The following is a 17339-nucleotide window of genomic DNA, read 5'->3' on the forward strand; positions in this document are numbered from 1 at the left end:
GCTTTTGAAAAAGCTTCAAACTTAAGCTAGGTTCAATAAAATAGCATTACAGTCTAATCTAGAAGAATTAGTCATCACTAGATAGCAGAGGTTTTTCTAAGCAATTAATTTAGGAATGGTTATGAGTATTGGTAAAGATGCAGTCGATAGGATGTTTGCAAAACAAGAGCTTTTTGATAAAGCTTACCAGGAAGGTATGACCCCTGCCGTCAAATCCGTACAGTTAAACTTGGGAGATTTTAATTACGCAGCCTGACGATAATAGTCAAACCACACCTGTCTTGGCGATTTATAGCTCAAGCCCTTTTGAATCCTCGTTTGGTTGTAGTACAGCTCAATATAGCCAATGATATCGTTGATCGCTGCAAATCTAGTCTTATAATCCTGATGATATACCAGCTCGTTCTTTAAAGTGCCCCAGAAGCTTTCTATCGGAGCGTTATCGAAACAGTTGCCTTTGCCGCTCATTGAGCCTATAAACTGATGCTGCTTAATGGTCTTGTGGTAGGCGTGACTACAATACTGGCTGCCTCTGTCAGAATGGACTATTAGTTTTTTGGCAGGTCGTTTGTTCTTGATGGCAATGTTCAATGCGTGACAGACCAAATCTGCGGTCATGCGTTTGTTGATCGCATAGCCGACCAGCTCTTTGGTATATAAGTCTTTGACTCCTGCTAAGTACAACCAGCCCTCATGTGTCCAGATATAAGTAATATCGCTTACCCATGCTTGGTTAGGGCGATTGGCATCAAACTTCTGATCCAGCACGTTATCATAGACCAGTTTGTTGTGATTAGAGTCGGTGGTCACTTTAAAGCGCTTATGACGACGACATCTAATGCCGTGTTCCTCTTTGATGCTTCTTACCATATATAGGCTAATGTCATGCCCTTGCTCGCTTAGATGAGCATGCAGTCGATCTACGCCATAACGTTCTTTCGTTTCATTGTGAGCGGCTTTAACCAGTAACTCGCACTGATTACGATGTACCTGCTGACAGCTGATATGACGACCCAGCCAGTCATAGTAGCTTGAGGGTTTAACCTGTAGTACGCGGCACATGCTACTAATGCTAAAGACTTGCTGATTGTCTTTAATAAAGGCGTACTTCACTAACTGTCACTGCGGGCATAGCCCTACGTCTTGCGTCACTAAAACAGTCTACTAGACTGTTTCTTAACGTTCCTCATTGGCGAAGTACGCCGTCGCCTTTTTTAAGATCTCGCGCTCCTCTTCAGCCACTTTAAGCTGCCGCTTGAGCTGCTTTATTTCTTGAAGAGCACTTATAAGATCAGGATCATATTGATCTGTGCCGACAAGCTTGCCTTGATTGGCTTTGTTCTGCCAATTTGAGAGCGTTTGCATGGCAATGCCAAGCTGCTTTGCGGTAGCCGAGATATTGCCATTATTGTCTGATATCTTCTTGACAGCTTCTGCTTTAAATTCGTCACTGTAGGTTCTTATTTTCTTGGTCATGATAAACTCCGATTAATACGCTTAGTTTACCAAGTTTAGTTGTACGGTTTCTTCAGCATAGCTCAGATGGCTATATGGATATGTTATTGGATGACTATGTTGGGCTAGTAATAGGTTTAGATGATGCAGGTCGTGTTTATGAAGAGAGCTTCTATACTACTGTTAAATCGGTTTTAGGGTTGAAATTGGACAGATCGTCTTCAGTAGCTAATATGTATAGATCCTTGGTAGTGGGTTATGATTCTTCTAATTCCTATAGTTCTTACGATTCATATAATCTTGGCTACGACAGTATAACCAATAAGGTCGTAATAGAGCTACTTGGTAGAACAATAGCGCTCGCTAATCACTCTATAGCGCATTCAATAGATCCGGATGATATCCCAAAGATAGACGCAAAGAAGGTAACAGCGGACTTTAGAGGGTTTTATATACATACCCTTGCAAGAGTGATTATTCACTATATTGTCAATGCTAAGAATAAAGATACTTCAAGATTAGAATCTTTGCTTAAAGATGAAGAAGAAATCCTTGAGAAAGCTAAATTAGATTATCAATCTGAAGAGTCAATGTTATATATAGAGAAAAGAGTTTACTCCTTGAGAGACGAAATACACTACAAAACACAGCCTACGACATTTATCAGTTTTTTGAATTTCTTAAGATCAAATGGACTATGTTATGACTTAAACTACGATGAAGTCAAAATTGCTACAAAGCTCAAAGAATATGTCAACTCTCAGCAAATTCAAGATGTAGAGTATATCGATGACATTGAGTTGAAACGATTTTCTACTCTAAGCTTTGCTCAGTTTATCACCTCAGAATTTTTTGAAGCTTAGAGCAAACCATTCTACACAGCATAATGAAGCAGCCCTATAAGCTAATAACTTATAGGGCTGTTTCGTTATACGAAATACAGTGAAATACTCTTTGTAGAATTTACTTGGGCAAACATATGTAAAACTGATTATAGCCCACGGAAAAATATGGGCTATTTCTACAAAAAACTCTCCAAACACTTATGATTCAAGGCTTCTAGAAGGATGGTGCAGTTGATACTGTTCCACAATTCAGCCCACGGAAGATATTTATACTAGATTCCAGACATAAAAAAACCTGCCCGAAGGCAGGTTTAGTATAGGTTTGAGACAATTTATTCACTATCCGAAAATGGTGGGGCTGGAGAGACTCGAACTCTCACACCTTGCGGCGCCAGAACCTAAATCTGGTGCGTCTACCAATTCCGCCACAGCCCCATTTTCGTTACTCTATCATCAAAAGCGGTTAAGCTCAAACGCTATCTAGACAGTTAACTGATTCGGTAGTGCGTCTCAGTGGTTGGCTATTATATAGAGTTTTAATTGTTTGGCAACCCCTATTTGCAATTATTTTTAATTATTTAGCATTTATTTTCGATATTAATTTTAAGTAATTGATATTAATAATAATTTAATATCATGTTTTATGCGTTTATTTACTCTTTAGTTGGTACTCTCGGGGCAGAGATATCCAACTGCTGCAATTTGCGCGTCAGAGTATTGCGTCCCCAACCAAGTAAGCTCGCGGCTTCTATCTTTTTGCCGCCACTATGATTGAGTGCTGCTGTTAATAAAACGCGCTCAAACTCAGGGGTTGCTGTTTGCAAAATATCAGTTTCACCCGTGCTTAACGACTGCTCAGCCCAATCAGCCAATGCTTGCTGCCAACTTTGGTTTTTAGGCAACGGGCTACTTCGCTCATTTTGATGATTATTTAACGCACTGCCTTTTAGTACATCGCTGCTTTGTGTCAAACTCTCTTGAGTTTCTTCCTCTGCTGCGCGGTGCTCTTCATAAAGCGCTGCATCAGGTGAGATGTTTTCAAGTAGCTCTGGCGGCAAGTCTGTCGCCATCACCGTATCACCAGTGGCCATGACCGTGAGCCATAAACAGACATTTTCTAATTGACGTACGTTACCGCGCCAGTCAAACGTTTGCATAATTTGCAATGCAGCAGGATGTAAATGTTTTGGAGAGGTACTCATTTGTTCTGCGGCAGACTGCATAAAGTAGAGGGCTAATGCAGGAATGTCCTCAGGGCGTGTACGTAGTGGTGGTAGGGGTAACCGAATGACATTGAGACGATAAAACAAATCTTCGCGGAATCGGCTTTGTTTTACCAGCTCTTCTAAGTTTTGGTGGGTGGCTGCGATGATACGCACGTCGACCTTTATTGGCTGCTGACCACCAACACGATAAAACTCACCATTGGCCAGTACGCGTAACAGCCGTGTCTGAGTGCTAAAAGGCATGTCACCGATTTCATCTAAGAATAAAGTACCACCGTCTGCCTGCTCAAAACGGCCTTGACGCATCGTCGTTGCACCAGTAAACGCACCTTTTTCGTGACCAAATAGCTCAGACTCGATCAAGTCATGCGGTATGGCTGCCATATTAAGCGCAATAAATGGTTGCTGTTTACGCGGAGAGTGTTGGTGCAATGCACTGGCCACCAATTCTTTACCTGTTCCAGACTCACCAGTGATTAAGACGGAAATGGGAGATTGTGCCAGCCTGCCAATAGCACGAAACACCGTTTGCATGGCTGGAGACTGTCCAATGATGCCGCTAGGGTTCCCATTATCTTTGGTTACGCCGGCACTTTTGTTCTTATTGTCTTTGGTTGTCTTACTAGAAGATGCGGCTTTAGGTTTTATCAGGTCTTCGGTAGACGTGTCAGACGTTGTATTGGTATTGGGTTCATCAGAAAGGGAAACAGTCGTTGTTTCTAAATTGGGCTGATAATTGATGGCTTTATAAATCGTTGCAACCGCGTCATCTAAGTCAAAAGGCTTGGGCAAGTATTCAAAAGCACCAGTCTGATAGCTATTGATAGCAGAGGTCAAGTCTGAGTGTGCCGTCATAATTACGATTGGCATTTTAGGAAAGTGCTGATGGACCCAGTCGCTAAAAGACAATCCATCCATCATTGGCATACGAATATCGGTCAATATGACGTCTGGTAATTGCTCGGCTGACTCTTGCTGTTTTAAAACATCATTAAGGCGAGTCCATGCTGCTTGTGCTTGAGTAAAACTGATAACGGTCAATCCAGCATCTTCAAACGTGTCGGCCAACACCATACGTAGGGCTGCATCGTCATCGATTAACCACAATGTTGCAGAGTGGTCGCTGGGTGCATTATTCACAGTTACTATTTGTGATTGTGGTGATTGATCATCGCTTTTAGGTTGGAGGTCGTCGCTATATTCAGTCATGTATTGGGCCTAATCAGCAATTATTGATGGTAAGTTGGGGATTGGGAGTTGAGCGTTATGAAACTTAGCAGCCTTTAATTCATAAATTCATAAATTCATAAATTCATAATTTGTTTTATGTCTCAGTGATGGGTTGAGTAAATGGTAGATATAGCGTAAATCGGGTTTGCTTATCTTCTTGCTCTTTTGTCGAGCTCACATCAATCATACCATGATGATGACTGATAATATCTTGGACGATGGATAATCCAAGGCCTGTACCGGCTGCACGGCTAGTGACCATCGGGAAAAATATCTGACCGATCAATGCTGGATCAATACCTGAGCCATTATCAGTAATAGTAATTTGCATCACTTGCTTGTGCTGCTGCCCGACGATCGTATGCTGAAAGGCAACCCGCGTTTGAATATGCAATGTCGGTTGATAGTCAGAATTGCTCTCAGTTTGTATGGCAGCTTGTGGTGATTCTTGAGACTCTGAGATTTTATTCTGTTGTAGTGTTTGTTCGAACTCAGTCATCGATTCACAAGCATTATTAATGAGGTTTAAAAACACTTGAATAAGCTGATCCTTATCAGCGCACAATTCTGGCAATGATAAATCATAATCACGCTGTAACACTACCTGTGGATACTGGTTGGTCACTAAAGTTAAGACATGCTCTAGAGGCTCATGAATATTGAGCGTTTGCCAGTTTGGTAGTTGATTGGAACCCAGAAGCTGCCCAATAAGATGAGTCAATCGATCAGTCTCTGAAATAATAATGTCCGTATAGTTGCGCAGTTTTTGATTCATTTTTTGCAAATCATGCTGCGTGTCAGCGTTGGTAGTTATCAAAGCATTATCAGCGCTAGAGGTGTTAGTAGTAGATGCGTCGCTGAATTTAATGAATTGCCGTTGCAACAGTTGTGCTGCCCCGCGAATACCAGCAAGAGGGTTTTTTATTTCGTGTGCCACCGAGCGTAGCATATGACGGGCCACTGTATACTGCTGCTGTTGACGCTGCTCCTCAGAGATACGACTTTGACGATCTTTACCCCACATCTCGATAATAAAATAAGGCTGCTGTTCATAGATGACTGGCGTGACGCTATAGTCGACTGACAATGATAAATTACCGTTTAGCGGTGTTTTTATGATGTGGTCATGATCGATAAAAGGCTGTTGGTAGTTCTGAGCTTGCACAAAACGCTCGGTCAAAGAGTAAGCTGGCTCGCTCGAAGACTCATTTTCATTTATATCATTATCGATAAATGCAGTATCTTTAGTCTTCAATTCATCAGGTGCTAGCAGGGTCAATATTGATTGATTGATTAGTCTGCCGCTACTAATGGCGAGTAGCTGCTCGGCTTGAGCATTCAACCGTGTGATTGATAGCTCATCGTTAACCCATAAAATAGCGGTGAATAAGTGCTGAGATATAAATGCGAGGTCAGGGGTTGTTTTAGCGGTTATAAAATCAGCGTTCATCAGTAGTACCCAAAAAAGTCAGATGCTTGAGATAATATTTAACCACAAATCAAGACTATAGAGCGGCAAAACTGGTGATTTTTGCAAAAAAAACGTACAATGCGCTCAGCCAATTTATCTCTAGCAAGGTCAGCCATGTCCAAAACTTCTACCGAGTCAGTGAATACGACAGCAACAGCTCCTCTATCTGCCGTAAAAGACACTGCCACTATCTTCAATCCTGCCGCGCCTACCATAGTACAAGAGCAGAGTCAGGCAGATGCCAGTCAAACAGACACTAAACAACCTTACCATCATAAAGCCAACCATAACCAAAACCGTAGTGTCGGCCAAAGCAGCGATGCTACTTCAGCCTCGACTGCCAATGCGACTGCTACGATGCCAGTTAGTGCAGCGCCAAAGATTGGCTTTGTGTCACTAGGTTGTCCAAAAGCATTGGTGGATAGTGAGCGTATTATCACTGAGCTAAGCCGTGATGGCTATCAAGTAGCCAGTGATTATGACGGTGCCGACTTGGTCGTAGTAAACACTTGCGGATTTATTGAATCAGCAGTACAAGAGTCACTCGATGCAATCGGCGAGGCCATTAGCAAAAATGGTAAAGTGATTGTCACTGGCTGTTTGGGCAAAGAAGCGGACAAAATCCGTGAGATGCATCCAGCTGTACTAGCAGTGACGGGCGCGCATGCTTATGACGAAGTGATTACGGCAGTGGCGCAGCATGTGCCTAAGCCAAATCGCAGTCAGGACGCCAACTATGATCCAAAAATAGATTTGATTAATGAAGCGGGCATCAAACTGACCCCAAGCCATTATGCTTATCTAAAAATATCAGAAGGCTGTAATCACCGTTGTACGTTCTGCATTATTCCAAGCTTGCGCGGTGATTTGGTATCGCGCCCGATTGATAATGTGATGAACGAAGCACTGGCACTCAAGAAAGCTGGCGTGAAAGAATTACTTATCATCTCGCAAGATACCTCGGCATATGGCCTTGACCTAAAGTACAAGACCAGCTTTTGGAATGGTATGCCGCTCAAGTCTAAGTTTTATGACTTATGCCAAGCATTGAACGATTTGGGCATTTGGGTTCGCTTGCATTATGTCTATCCGTATCCACACGTAGACAAAGTCGTTGAGTTGATGGGTGAGAAGAAACTGCTTCCTTATCTGGACATTCCGTTCCAGCATGCCAGTCATCGCATCCTAAAGGCGATGAAACGACCTGCACATAGCGAAAACACCTTGGCCCGTATCAAAGCGTGGCGTGATATCTGTCCTGATATCGTGATTCGTTCGACCTTTGTGGTTGGCTTTCCTGGCGAGACAGAAGAAGATTTTCAGTGCTTGCTTGATTGGCTAGTTGAAGCACGCCTCGATCGCGTGGGCGCATTTACTTATTCAGAAGTAGAAGGCGCAGTGGCCAACGACTTGCCTGATCATGTCCCTGAAGACGTCAAGCAGTCTCGCTATGAGCGACTAATGGCGCTACAGCAAGATATTTCAGCGCAAAAGCTACAGGAAAAGGTCGGCAAGACTTTAACGGTATTGGTCGATGAAATTGATAGCGATGAAAATATTGCTATTTGCCGTAGCTATGCTGATGCACCTGAAATTGATGGTCATGTCTATGTTGATGACATCAACGCTCAAGTTAAAGTAGGGCAGTTCTTAACCGTGACTATCGACGATGCTAGCGAATACGATCTATTCGCCAGTTATCAAGGCTAGATATCCAATAAGATATGCGAGTGAAAATTGCCCAATGGCGGGCAGTTTTTGCTACAATTAGCGCAATTTAGCCTTTTTAATACGCTTAGCTGTAAGTGTAGCGTTGTGGGCAAACTCGATTTGTATTTTACCGATAATTTTCTTTATAATTTCATGATAACAAGGTGACCTCATGTCTGACAAAAACCCGCGTTACGCTCGTATCTTGCTGAAACTCTCCGGTGAAGCCTTAGCTGGCAGTAAAGACATGGGTATTGATACCGAAGTGCTTGATAAAATGAGCTTGTCTATCGCTCACTTGCGTGGACTTGGTGTCCAAGTTGGTATCGTGGTCGGCGGTGGTAACTTATATCGCGGTGCGCAATTGCAAAAAGAAGGTCTGGTTGGCCGTGTTACGGGTGATCAGATGGGCATGCTAGCGACCGTTATGAACGGACTGGCAATGCGTGATGCGCTTGAGCGTCGCAATATCAAAACGCGCTTGATGTCAGCGTTACCGATTGGTGAAGTCACCGAAAGCTATAGCAGTCGTAATGCCATTCGTTATCTCAAAAACGGCGAAGTTTGTATCTTTGTGGCAGGTACGGGCAACCCATTCTTTACCACTGACACCGCTGCTTGTTTGCGCGGTATCGAAATCGAAGCTGGTTTGATTTTAAAAGCGACTAAGGTCGATGGCGTTTATGACAAAGACCCGAGCTTACATGATGATGCGGTCAAATATGACGGTCTGACTTTTGATGAAGTACTAGAGCAAAAGCTAGGCGTCATGGATTTAACGGCTATTGCGTTATGCCGTGAGCATAACGTACCGCTGCAAGTGTTTGATATGACAAAGCCTAATGCATTATTAAATGTCATCATGGGTGAAAATGAAGGCACACGAGTTTTTCATTAATTGATGCGATACTGGCAACTAACGTCAGTAAATAATAGCTAACGATTAGCAATAAATAATTAATATCCCAATAGCAAATAAAAAATTTGTCGGTAACGATAAATAAGGATACACAATGATCAAAGAGATTAAGCAAGACGGCGAAGCACGCATGCAAAAAACATTGGAAGCGCTTGAAAGCACTTTCAGTAAAGTTCGTACTGGTCGTGCGCATCCAGGTATGTTGTCAGGTGTGATGGTCAGCTACTACGGTTCTGATACACCATTGAACCAAGTGGCAAGCGTTAACGTTGAAGATTCACGTACCTTATTGGTTCAGCCTTTTGACCGTACGATGGTACAAGCAGTAGACAAGGCCATTCGTGAAGCAGATTTGGGTCTAAACCCAATGTCTGCTGATGTGATTCGTGTGCCGATGCCAGCATTGACAGAAGATACCCGTCGCGATATGCAAAAACTTGCACGTGGTGAAGCTGAGAGCAGCCGAGTTTCTATCCGTAATATTCGTCGTGACATGATGAACGATATTAAAGACTTGGCAAAAGAAAAAGAAATCTCAGAAGATGACGAGCGCCGCGCTAGTGATGATATTCAAAAAATCACTGACAAGTATATCGAAACAATCGATGCTCGCTTGAGTAAGAAAGAAAGCGATTTGATGGAAGTTTAATACTGATATATTTGGTGTTGATAGCAAGAAATAGTTCGGAAGATTACCTGTAATTGAGCAGCCAATACTTTATAGCTATTGGCTGTTTATTATTGTGTAGACTGATATAGTCAATCTTTCATAAAAGAGCGACAGCGTTGACCTCGCTTAAAGTATCACAGTTACATCTGCACTCGGTTGCTCTGTTTCTCTTTTAAACTGAATCAACCATATGAGGCCATATCTAAGGCACGCAAAAGGTGTGATTGATTGAGCTGTATCTATCGCATTCTGAACGCTAAAAACTAACAATGCAATTGTGATAAGTTAGTGAATTATATAAATGTCGCTTTTTAATCGCTGTTACACACGTTATTATTATTTTACCTTAACAATAAGCAAGTTCGCCTATGTCCACTTCAGCCGTTTTGGCACCCGCTATTCTTCCGCGTCATATCGCCATCATTATGGATGGTAATAATCGCTATGGTAAGGCCAATGATTTGGGCCACGGTCAAGGACATGTGGCTGGCAAAGATGCGCTCGACCCTATCGTTGATTACTGTGTCAATACAGGCATTGAAGTACTGACTGTATTTGCGTTTTCTAGCGAAAATTGGCAGAGACCGCCTAATGAGGTAGCATTGTTGATGCAGCTACTTACATCGACGATTCATGAGCAAATGCCGCGCATGAATGAGTATCGTATTCGCTTGCGTTTCATCGGTGACCGTAGTCAACTTAGTGCGTCGCTGCAAGCGTTAATGGCTGACGCGGAAGAAAAGACGGCGGATTTTGATGCGATGACGCTGGTGATTGCGATTAGCTACGGTGGACAATGGGATATCGCAAATGCAGCACAACAGCTGGCTCAGCAAGTGCAAGCTGGCAAATTAAAAGCGGAAAATGTCAGTGAGGAGTTGTTAGGTAACTACGTACAATTAGCCGATACGCCAGCAGTAGATATGCTGGTACGTACGGGCGGCGAGTATCGTATTTCTAATTTCTTATTGTGGCAATCTGCTTATGCTGAGCTGTTCTTCACTCCTACATTATGGCCAAATTTTACAGCAGAAGAGCTAGCTTCGATGACCACAGAGTTTGCTAAACGTCAACGCCGCTTTGGCAAAACCAGCGAGCAGGTAGTGATAGAGCAGCAAGGGCACTGAGCAGTGAGCTGATAGATAAGTTTAGTCGGTTCAGTTCAGTTAGTATTGTATAACTGGTCAATAGGGTTGGTTTATGCAATGATAAACGGCTTGAATTAGTATTGAATGCTATCACTAGGCCATCGTTAGTTAGCTGCTATAATGCATTTTTTGACCATCTGTTCTTCATTATTATAAGGCTCGATAAGTATGTGGCAACGAATTAAGACGGCAATTGTTCTCGTTATTATCGTTGGTATTGCAATGTTTGCGAGCCAAACGCCTATTTTATTTGCACCACTGTTGGCCATTGGGGTCATTATCGCCGCTCATGAGTGGGCTAAATTGATGCCTAAATGGCGCCAGCCTGTGGTATTCGTTCTATTGATTTTAGCGCTCACTATATCCTCACTAATGTTCAAAGTGACTTGGTTGTTTTGGTGGGTGGCGTCACTCGTTATATGGCTGATGGCGCTGTCTTGGGTTCGAGTCTTCCCAACACAAACAAGATGGTACGGCAACCAATTGGCAATGATGGGCGCAGTTATTTTAACGGCATCTATTACGGCGATGTTCTATCTCTGGCAACTGTCGGCATGGTGGCTGCTGTATGTGTTCTTATTAGTATGGTGTGCAGATAGTGGCGCATATTTCGTTGGACGCAAGTTTGGTCGCCGAAAAATGGCACCCAATGTATCGCCCAATAAGAGCATGGAAGGGTTGGCTGGTGGCCTCGTCACAGGGCTATTAGTTGTGGTAGCTATCAGCGTCTTTAAATTACAGCTGACGGGTGTACCGCTAATCGCATTTGTAGCGTTATCGGCCATCACTATTCTTGCCTCTGTACTTGGAGACTTGTTTGAGTCGATGCTCAAGCGCCGTGCTGATGTAAAAGATTCAGGCACTATCTTGCCAGGTCACGGTGGTATCCTTGATCGTATTGATTCGCTTCTGTCTGCAACACCGATATTTGCCCTTGGTTTTTGGGCGATACAGCAGCTTGGTTTGATAGTGGTATAAGGTTTTATAGCAGCACTGTTCTATTTAAACCTACTCTGTCGTTTATTCTCAGTAATATTGATATAAGTGAGCCGAGCGCGAGTAATACATTAGTATGGCAAGCGTGGCTACTAGCATGACAATTTTATAGTTAACAGACGTTATTCTATTTTTATTATTTTTAAGTATCATGGGCATTAATGGTTATGACGCAACGCATCGCCGTACTAGGCGCGACAGGCTCGATTGGCGATAGCACCTTAGCAATATTAGCGGCGCAACCGCACACCTATGAAGTCTATGCTTTATCAGGCTATCATCGCTTAGATAAGCTATTTGCGCTCTGTCAGCAATTTCTGCCGAAACGCGTTAGTGTGCCGACGTCAGCCGTAGATGATTTTGCTAACAGGCTTAAAGCGGCAGGGATTGCTAGTGATGTCGTAGGGGGCGAGGCAGGATTGGTAGATATTGCCACTGACTCACAGACTGATACGGTTGTAGCGGCGATTGTAGGGGCGGCAGGGCTGCCGTCCACGTTAGCAGCAGCGCGTGCAGGCAAACGTATCTTGTTGGCCAACAAAGAAGCCTTAGTCATGGCAGGTAAGGTCATGATTGATGCGGTCAAGACACATAAAGCCACTTTGCTGCCGCTAGACTCTGAACACAATGCTATTTTTCAATGCTTACCACTCGCTATTCAACAAGACCATACGCAAATCCATCAGTCAAATCATGGTGTCCGCAAACTGTGGTTAACAGCCTCTGGTGGGCCATTTTTGCAGCAGTCGTTCGAGCAAATGCAGCAGGCAAGTGTCGCAGAAGCGGTCAAACACCCTAATTGGTCAATGGGTCAAAAAATATCTGTCGATTCGGCGACGATGATGAATAAAGGGCTTGAGCTGATAGAAGCCTGCCACTTATTTGATTTGCCTGAAGATAAGATAAATGTGGTCATTCATCCACAAAGTATCATTCACTCAATGGTAGAATATAGCGATGGGAGTTTTTTGGCGCAGCTGGGCAGTCCAGACATGAAAACGCCCATTGCGCACGCGCTGAGTTATCCTGATCGGATGGATAGTGGCTCACAGCCGTTAGACTTATTTGCACTCAGTGGTTTGGAGTTTATTGAGCCAGACTTGCAAAAATTCGCCTGCCTGCGTTTGGCTCGTCAAGCCATGCAAGCCGGAACACAAGCCACGATTGTGCTCAATGCGGCAAATGAAATTGCAGTGGCGGCGTTCCTTGATGGGAAAATTCGTTTGACTGATATTGCTAATATTAACGAACAAGCCTTAAATGACATACAGCTGCCCCCATTGAACGAAACTGCTGACATAGAAGACATATTGGCAATCGATAAGATTGCACGCCACTTGACTGATAAGTTGGTAGCAAAGCTAACATAATCGTAGCAAGCGTCTCTTAGCTGATACGTGACATTGATAAACGATATTGGCGAAGATGTTAATAAAAATGCTGAGAGACAATACTGAGAAAAAATCATGACGTTTTTACTAACACTTCTTGCCGCAATCTTTGTCTTAGGCCCGCTTATTGCCTTACACGAATGGGGACATTATATTGTGGCGCGGCTTTGCGGTGTCAAAGTACTAACGTACTCTATCGGTTTTGGCCCTAAAGTTTTTGGTTGGACCAGTAAAAAGAGCGGCATCGACTATCGTATCTCAGCATTGCCACTCGGCGGTTACGTAAAGATGCTGGATGAGCGTGAAGGTAATGTGGCAAAAGATGAGCAGCACCTTGCGTTTAATCGGCAGCATCCGCTCAAGAAAATTGCTATCGTTGCAGCTGGTCCTATCATGAATTTTGTTATCGCTATCGCGCTATTTTGGGTACTATTTATGACCCCATCTGAGCAGTTGGCGACTAAGATTGGACAAGTACTACCAGATACGCCTGCTGCGATGGCACAGTTGCCGGTCGGTAATAAGATTGTTGCGATTGATGGACATGATGTGCAGACATGGGAAGGTATTAACTATCGCCTTGCAGGACGTATGGGTGAGACGGATAATGTCAGCATTACCTTGCAGTCAGACGCCCAAACCAATCAGTCGACTAAAACCTATCAAGCACCAGTTACGCAGTTTATGCAAGGTGAGGCTCAAGGCAAAGACGCATTGACCAGCTTTGGTATGTTGCCATGGCAGCCGCAGATTGCGCCGATTGTAGGCGGTTTGACTCCCGATGGTGCCGCTAGCCGCCAAGGTCTAAAGGTTGGCGACCGCATTACTGCTATTAATAATGAGTCAATCGAAGATTGGATTACTGCCACACGTATCATTCGTGATAATCCTGAGACGCTATTGAACTTTACGGTGTTACGTGATGATAAGTCTGTACAGTTGCAGATTATGCCTCAAGGCAAAAAAGACAACTTAGGTAATGATTACGGACAGATTGGTGCAATGGTGGATCAGACTGAGATTGTGATTCCTGATGATTACAAGACTACCGTGGTCTACGGTCCTAGTGAGTCGTTAGTGAAGTCGTTTGAAAAGACTGAGCAGCTAGCAGTAATGACGGTAAGCTCGATGGGAAAAATGCTGTCAGGTATGATTGGTTTAGACAATCTATCAGGGCCAATTACCATTGCCAAAGTCGCCAAACAAAGCTTTGATATCAGTTGGCAAATGGTATTATCGACAGCGGCGCTGATTAGCCTGAGTCTTGCCGTCTTAAACCTTTTGCCGATTCCAGTATTAGATGGTGGTCATATTGTATATCACTTTATTGAGTTGATTCGCGGCAAGCCATTGTCTGAAGGTGTGCAAATGGTCGGTCTAAATATCGGTTTACTCTTGCTGGCAGGTTTCATGGTGTTAGCAATTGGTAATGACATCAGCCGACTATTTTGATCAACTGATGAGCAATATGGCTGATAAAGCACGATATACTAATGGTTTTACGCCTATTATAAGCTGATTATTGTTATGATAGGAATGCTACTCTGTGTCGCAGCCTCTGTACTAATCGTAATTTTTAGTTTATTTTGTGATGCAATTTATATAAAGTGTTCTGAGTTACCCTTGCATGGGTTTATAACCTTATGCGCACGGGTTAGACAATACGTGCCTTTTAACTTAACTTAAGCAATTTTTTTATTGACGGATAGTGTTTATGCGTACGCCTTTAATTATGAGCGCGGCTGGGTTGCCGTTAGTTGTAGCGATGATGAGTATGCCAGTACAGGCTGCAGAATTTGTAGTAACTGATATTGGTTTTAACGGCCTACAACGCCTAACCCCTGATAGCCTCTATCCGGTCTTACCTGTTACGGTAGGCGATACGGTGAATGATAGTAGCTTAGCTGCCAGTATTAAGGCGCTATATGCAACTGAGAACTTTGCTGATATTCAAAGCCGTGTCGAAGGTGGTAAGCTAAGGTTTGACGTCATTGAGCGTCCAACGATCGCTGAAGTTACTTTCGAAGGTAACAAGCTCATTCCAAAAGAAGGACTTGAGCAGGGATTGAAGAATGCTGGTCTTTCTGCTGGTGACGTACTTAAGCAGTCTACTTTGCAAGGCGTGGCTAATGAGCTACAACAGCAATACGTTAGCCAAGGTTACTACAATAGTAATATCGAAGTAGATCAAACGGTACTTGATGGTAACCGCGTAAAACTTGACGTGCGCTTTGTAGAAGGCAAGCCTGCTAAAGTTGTCGATATCAACATTATTGGTAATAAGCACTTTAGTGATGAAGAGATTAAAGACGTTTTCGCGGTAAAAGAATCTTCATGGACACGTCTATTATCTAAGTCTGATCGATACGCTCAAGAAAAACTGGCCGCCAGTCTAGAGAGTTTAAAGGCGCTATATCAAAACGATGGTTATGTGCGTTTTTCAGTTGATAATGCCGTATTGAACATCAGCGAAGATAAAAGTAGTGTGTTTATCGAAGTTAGCTTAAGCGAAGGCGAACAATACCAGTTTGGCGAAGTAAACTTTTTAGGTAAACCTACCTTTGAAAATAGTGAGCTAAAAGAGCTGGTGAGCTTTGCATCTAATGAAAAGTACTCGCAAGCAAAACTAGACGAAACCACTGCTTCTCTCAAAAGACGCTATGGTAACGAAGGCTATTATCTAGCTCAAATCAGACCAGTACCACGTATCAATGACGATACTAAAATGGTCGATGTCGATTACTATATCGACCCTGCGCGTCCTATTTATGTGCGCCGTATCAACTTTACGGGTAACTTAAAAACTCAAGATGAAGTATTGCGCCGTGAAATGCGTCAGTTAGAAGGTACGCTATCGTCCAATGACAAAATTCAACTGTCACGCACGCGTTTGATGCGTACTGGCTTTTTTAAAAATGTCACTGTCGACGTTAAGCCTGTGCCCAACCAGCCAGACCAAGTTGATGTCAACTATACGGTCGAAGAGCAGCCTTCTGGCAGCTCAACGATTGCTGCTGGTTACTCGCAAAGTGGCGGTGTGACTTTCCAGTTGGATTTAACCCAAAATAACTTTATGGGTACGGGTAACCGCGTGAAAGCAGCGCTATCACGTTCAGAAACGCGCGATTCTTACAGCTTAGGTTATACCGATCCGTACTTTACCGAAAACGGTGTGTCGCAAGGTGTCAGCGCATATTATCGCGAAACCAAATACGACGACAGAAACGTTAGTAAATATGTCACCGACGCTTATGGTGCCACGCTGAACTACAGCTATCCTGTTGATGAAACCAAACGTGTGAGCGCAGGCTTAAACGTTGATAAGACAACCGTGCGCGGTGGTAGCCGTCTTGGTGTGTCCAACGTGCAGCAGATTATTGATGGCGGCGGTACATTCGAGAAGTTCACGGATGTTGAACGTACTGGCTTTAAAAACGATTATCAGACCTACAACTTATTACTGGGCTGGGATTATAGCACCTTAGATCGCCCTGTATTTCCAAATAAAGGCATGAGCCATACGGTCGATGCGACCATTGGTCTTGGTGATGCTAATTACCAGAAGCTAACTTATAGCGGCAATATATATTACCCTATTTATAAAGACGTGATCGCGCGTGGTTATACCAAGCTTGGCTATGGTAATGATTTGCCATTCTATGAAAACTTCTATGCTGGTGGTTATGGTTCGGTTCGTGGTTATAAATCATCAAGATTGGGTCCTAAGTCGCAAAGCTATAATGATGCCATCAATGATAGTGTTCGTTATAAGGACGAAAAAGTAGGTGGTAATGCGTTAGTTACTTTTGGTACCGAATTGATTTTACCGATGCCGTTTAAAGGCGATTGGGCAGACCAAGTACGTCCAGTACTATTTGCTGAAGGTGGTCAGGTATTTGATACCACGGATAAAGAAGATCGTACCTTTATTGATCCAGATACGACAAATCCAGATAGAGATACCGGTGTTCCACTATTAACTCAAGATAATAAATTCCGCTTTAGTGCGGGTTTAGGTGTCACTTGGTATACGCCAATTGGTCCAATCTCACTTAGCTACGCGGTACCATTTGGTGACAAAGAAGGCGATGAGACTGAAAAAGTCCAGTTCCAGATTGGTAATACATTCTAAATTAATGACATCATTCTCATCTATTTGAGTAGTTTTAGAGATTGTCTCAAATAGACGGAAATATCATTAGAGCTTAGTAGGTCGTCAAAACGCATTGTTATTTTGGCGACCGTTTCATTTATAACCATATTTTATTAATAGTCATT

General features: G+C 43.2%; 12 protein-coding genes, 1 tRNA gene and 1 pseudogene. 10 read left to right on the plus strand and 4 right to left on the minus strand.

What is annotated here, in order from left to right:
* Positions 1-121 precede the first annotated feature (121 nt).
* Positions 122-256 carry a hypothetical protein gene (locus tag CXF61_RS14235; RefSeq protein WP_264755654.1) on the plus strand — a complete coding sequence of 45 codons (135 nt, stop codon included), beginning with the start codon at positions 122-124 and terminating at the stop codon, positions 254-256.
* Here CXF61_RS14235 and CXF61_RS01275 read toward each other — a convergent pair.
* Positions 244-1476: pseudogene (locus CXF61_RS01275) on the minus strand (IS3 family transposase). The gene CXF61_RS14235 and the pseudogene CXF61_RS01275 overlap by 13 nt on opposite strands.
* A 74-nt stretch (positions 1477-1550) precedes the next feature.
* Here CXF61_RS01275 and CXF61_RS01280 point away from each other — a divergent pair.
* A complete protein-coding gene (locus CXF61_RS01280; RefSeq protein ID WP_165596875.1) occupies positions 1551-2318 on the plus strand; it encodes a hypothetical protein in 768 nt (255 codons plus the stop codon).
* 332 nt (positions 2319-2650) lie between these two features.
* Here CXF61_RS01280 and CXF61_RS01285 read toward each other — a convergent pair.
* From CXF61_RS01285 to CXF61_RS01295, 3 genes are all read right to left on the minus strand, one after another.
* Positions 2651-2735: transfer RNA gene (locus tag CXF61_RS01285), tRNA-Leu, on the minus strand.
* Positions 2736-2953: 218 nt separating this feature from the next.
* The gene (locus CXF61_RS01290; RefSeq protein WP_165596876.1) at positions 2954-4735 is read right to left on the minus strand and encodes a sigma 54-interacting transcriptional regulator; all 1782 of its coding nucleotides are present in this window, start codon (positions 4733-4735) and stop codon (positions 2954-2956) included.
* A 115-nt stretch (positions 4736-4850) separates the two neighbouring features.
* A complete protein-coding gene (locus CXF61_RS01295) occupies positions 4851-6206 on the minus strand; it encodes a two-component system sensor histidine kinase NtrB (protein WP_165596877.1) in 1356 nt (451 codons plus the stop codon).
* A gap of 135 nt (positions 6207-6341) precedes the next feature.
* Here CXF61_RS01295 and rimO point away from each other — a divergent pair, with 135 nt between their 5' ends.
* The 8 genes from rimO (at position 6342) to bamA (ending at position 17193) form a co-directional block, all read left to right on the plus strand.
* Positions 6342-7937: a 30S ribosomal protein S12 methylthiotransferase RimO gene (gene rimO, locus CXF61_RS01300; RefSeq protein ID WP_165596878.1), complete on the plus strand. Its 1596-nt coding sequence runs from the start codon at positions 6342-6344 to the stop codon at positions 7935-7937.
* Between the two features lie 172 nt (positions 7938-8109).
* Positions 8110-8835 carry a UMP kinase gene (gene pyrH, locus CXF61_RS01305; RefSeq protein WP_057759121.1) on the plus strand — a complete coding sequence of 242 codons (726 nt, stop codon included), beginning with the start codon at positions 8110-8112 and terminating at the stop codon, positions 8833-8835.
* A 115-nt stretch (positions 8836-8950) separates the two neighbouring features.
* Entirely contained in the window at positions 8951-9505 is a 555-nt protein-coding gene (gene frr, locus CXF61_RS01310) for a ribosome recycling factor (RefSeq protein ID WP_057759123.1), read from the plus strand.
* A 389-nt stretch (positions 9506-9894) separates the two neighbouring features.
* Positions 9895-10653, plus strand: coding sequence for a polyprenyl diphosphate synthase (uppS, locus tag CXF61_RS01315; RefSeq protein ID WP_165596879.1), 759 nt, complete (start codon positions 9895-9897; stop codon positions 10651-10653).
* 189 nt (positions 10654-10842) lie between these two features.
* On the plus strand, positions 10843-11652 hold the full coding sequence (locus CXF61_RS01320; protein WP_165596880.1) for a phosphatidate cytidylyltransferase: 810 nt from the start codon (positions 10843-10845) through the stop codon (positions 11650-11652).
* A gap of 179 nt (positions 11653-11831) precedes the next feature.
* Positions 11832-13040, plus strand: a complete 1209-nt coding sequence (ispC, locus tag CXF61_RS01325) for a 1-deoxy-D-xylulose-5-phosphate reductoisomerase (RefSeq protein WP_165596881.1) — start codon at positions 11832-11834, stop codon at positions 13038-13040.
* A gap of 96 nt (positions 13041-13136) precedes the next feature.
* The gene (gene rseP, locus CXF61_RS01330; RefSeq protein ID WP_165596882.1) at positions 13137-14513 is read left to right on the plus strand and encodes an RIP metalloprotease RseP; all 1377 of its coding nucleotides are present in this window, start codon (positions 13137-13139) and stop codon (positions 14511-14513) included.
* A gap of 262 nt (positions 14514-14775) precedes the next feature.
* A complete protein-coding gene (bamA, locus tag CXF61_RS01335; protein ID WP_165596883.1) occupies positions 14776-17193 on the plus strand; it encodes an outer membrane protein assembly factor BamA in 2418 nt (805 codons plus the stop codon).
* The last annotated feature ends 146 nt before the right edge of the window (positions 17194-17339 follow it).

It is taken from the genome of Psychrobacter sp. 4Dc (assembly GCF_002836715.1).
Classification (GTDB): Bacteria; Pseudomonadota; Gammaproteobacteria; order Pseudomonadales; family Moraxellaceae; genus Psychrobacter.

Coding starts and splice junctions, on each gene's coding strand:
- CXF61_RS14235 (WP_264755654.1), top strand. CDS start 122: ATGAGTATTGGTAAAGATGCAGTCGATAGGATGTTTGCAAAACAAGAG.
- CXF61_RS01280 (WP_165596875.1), top strand. CDS start 1,551: ATGGATATGTTATTGGATGACTATGTTGGGCTAGTAATAGGTTTAGAT.
- CXF61_RS01290 (WP_165596876.1), bottom strand. CDS start 4,735: ATGACTGAATATAGCGACGACCTCCAACCTAAAAGCGATGATCAATCA.
- CXF61_RS01295 (WP_165596877.1), bottom strand. CDS start 6,206: ATGAACGCTGATTTTATAACCGCTAAAACAACCCCTGACCTCGCATTT.
- rimO (WP_165596878.1), top strand. CDS start 6,342: ATGTCCAAAACTTCTACCGAGTCAGTGAATACGACAGCAACAGCTCCT.
- pyrH (WP_057759121.1), top strand. CDS start 8,110: ATGTCTGACAAAAACCCGCGTTACGCTCGTATCTTGCTGAAACTCTCC.
- frr (WP_057759123.1), top strand. CDS start 8,951: ATGATCAAAGAGATTAAGCAAGACGGCGAAGCACGCATGCAAAAAACA.
- uppS (WP_165596879.1), top strand. CDS start 9,895: ATGTCCACTTCAGCCGTTTTGGCACCCGCTATTCTTCCGCGTCATATC.
- CXF61_RS01320 (WP_165596880.1), top strand. CDS start 10,843: ATGTGGCAACGAATTAAGACGGCAATTGTTCTCGTTATTATCGTTGGT.
- ispC (WP_165596881.1), top strand. CDS start 11,832: ATGGTTATGACGCAACGCATCGCCGTACTAGGCGCGACAGGCTCGATT.
- rseP (WP_165596882.1), top strand. CDS start 13,137: ATGACGTTTTTACTAACACTTCTTGCCGCAATCTTTGTCTTAGGCCCG.
- bamA (WP_165596883.1), top strand. CDS start 14,776: ATGCGTACGCCTTTAATTATGAGCGCGGCTGGGTTGCCGTTAGTTGTA.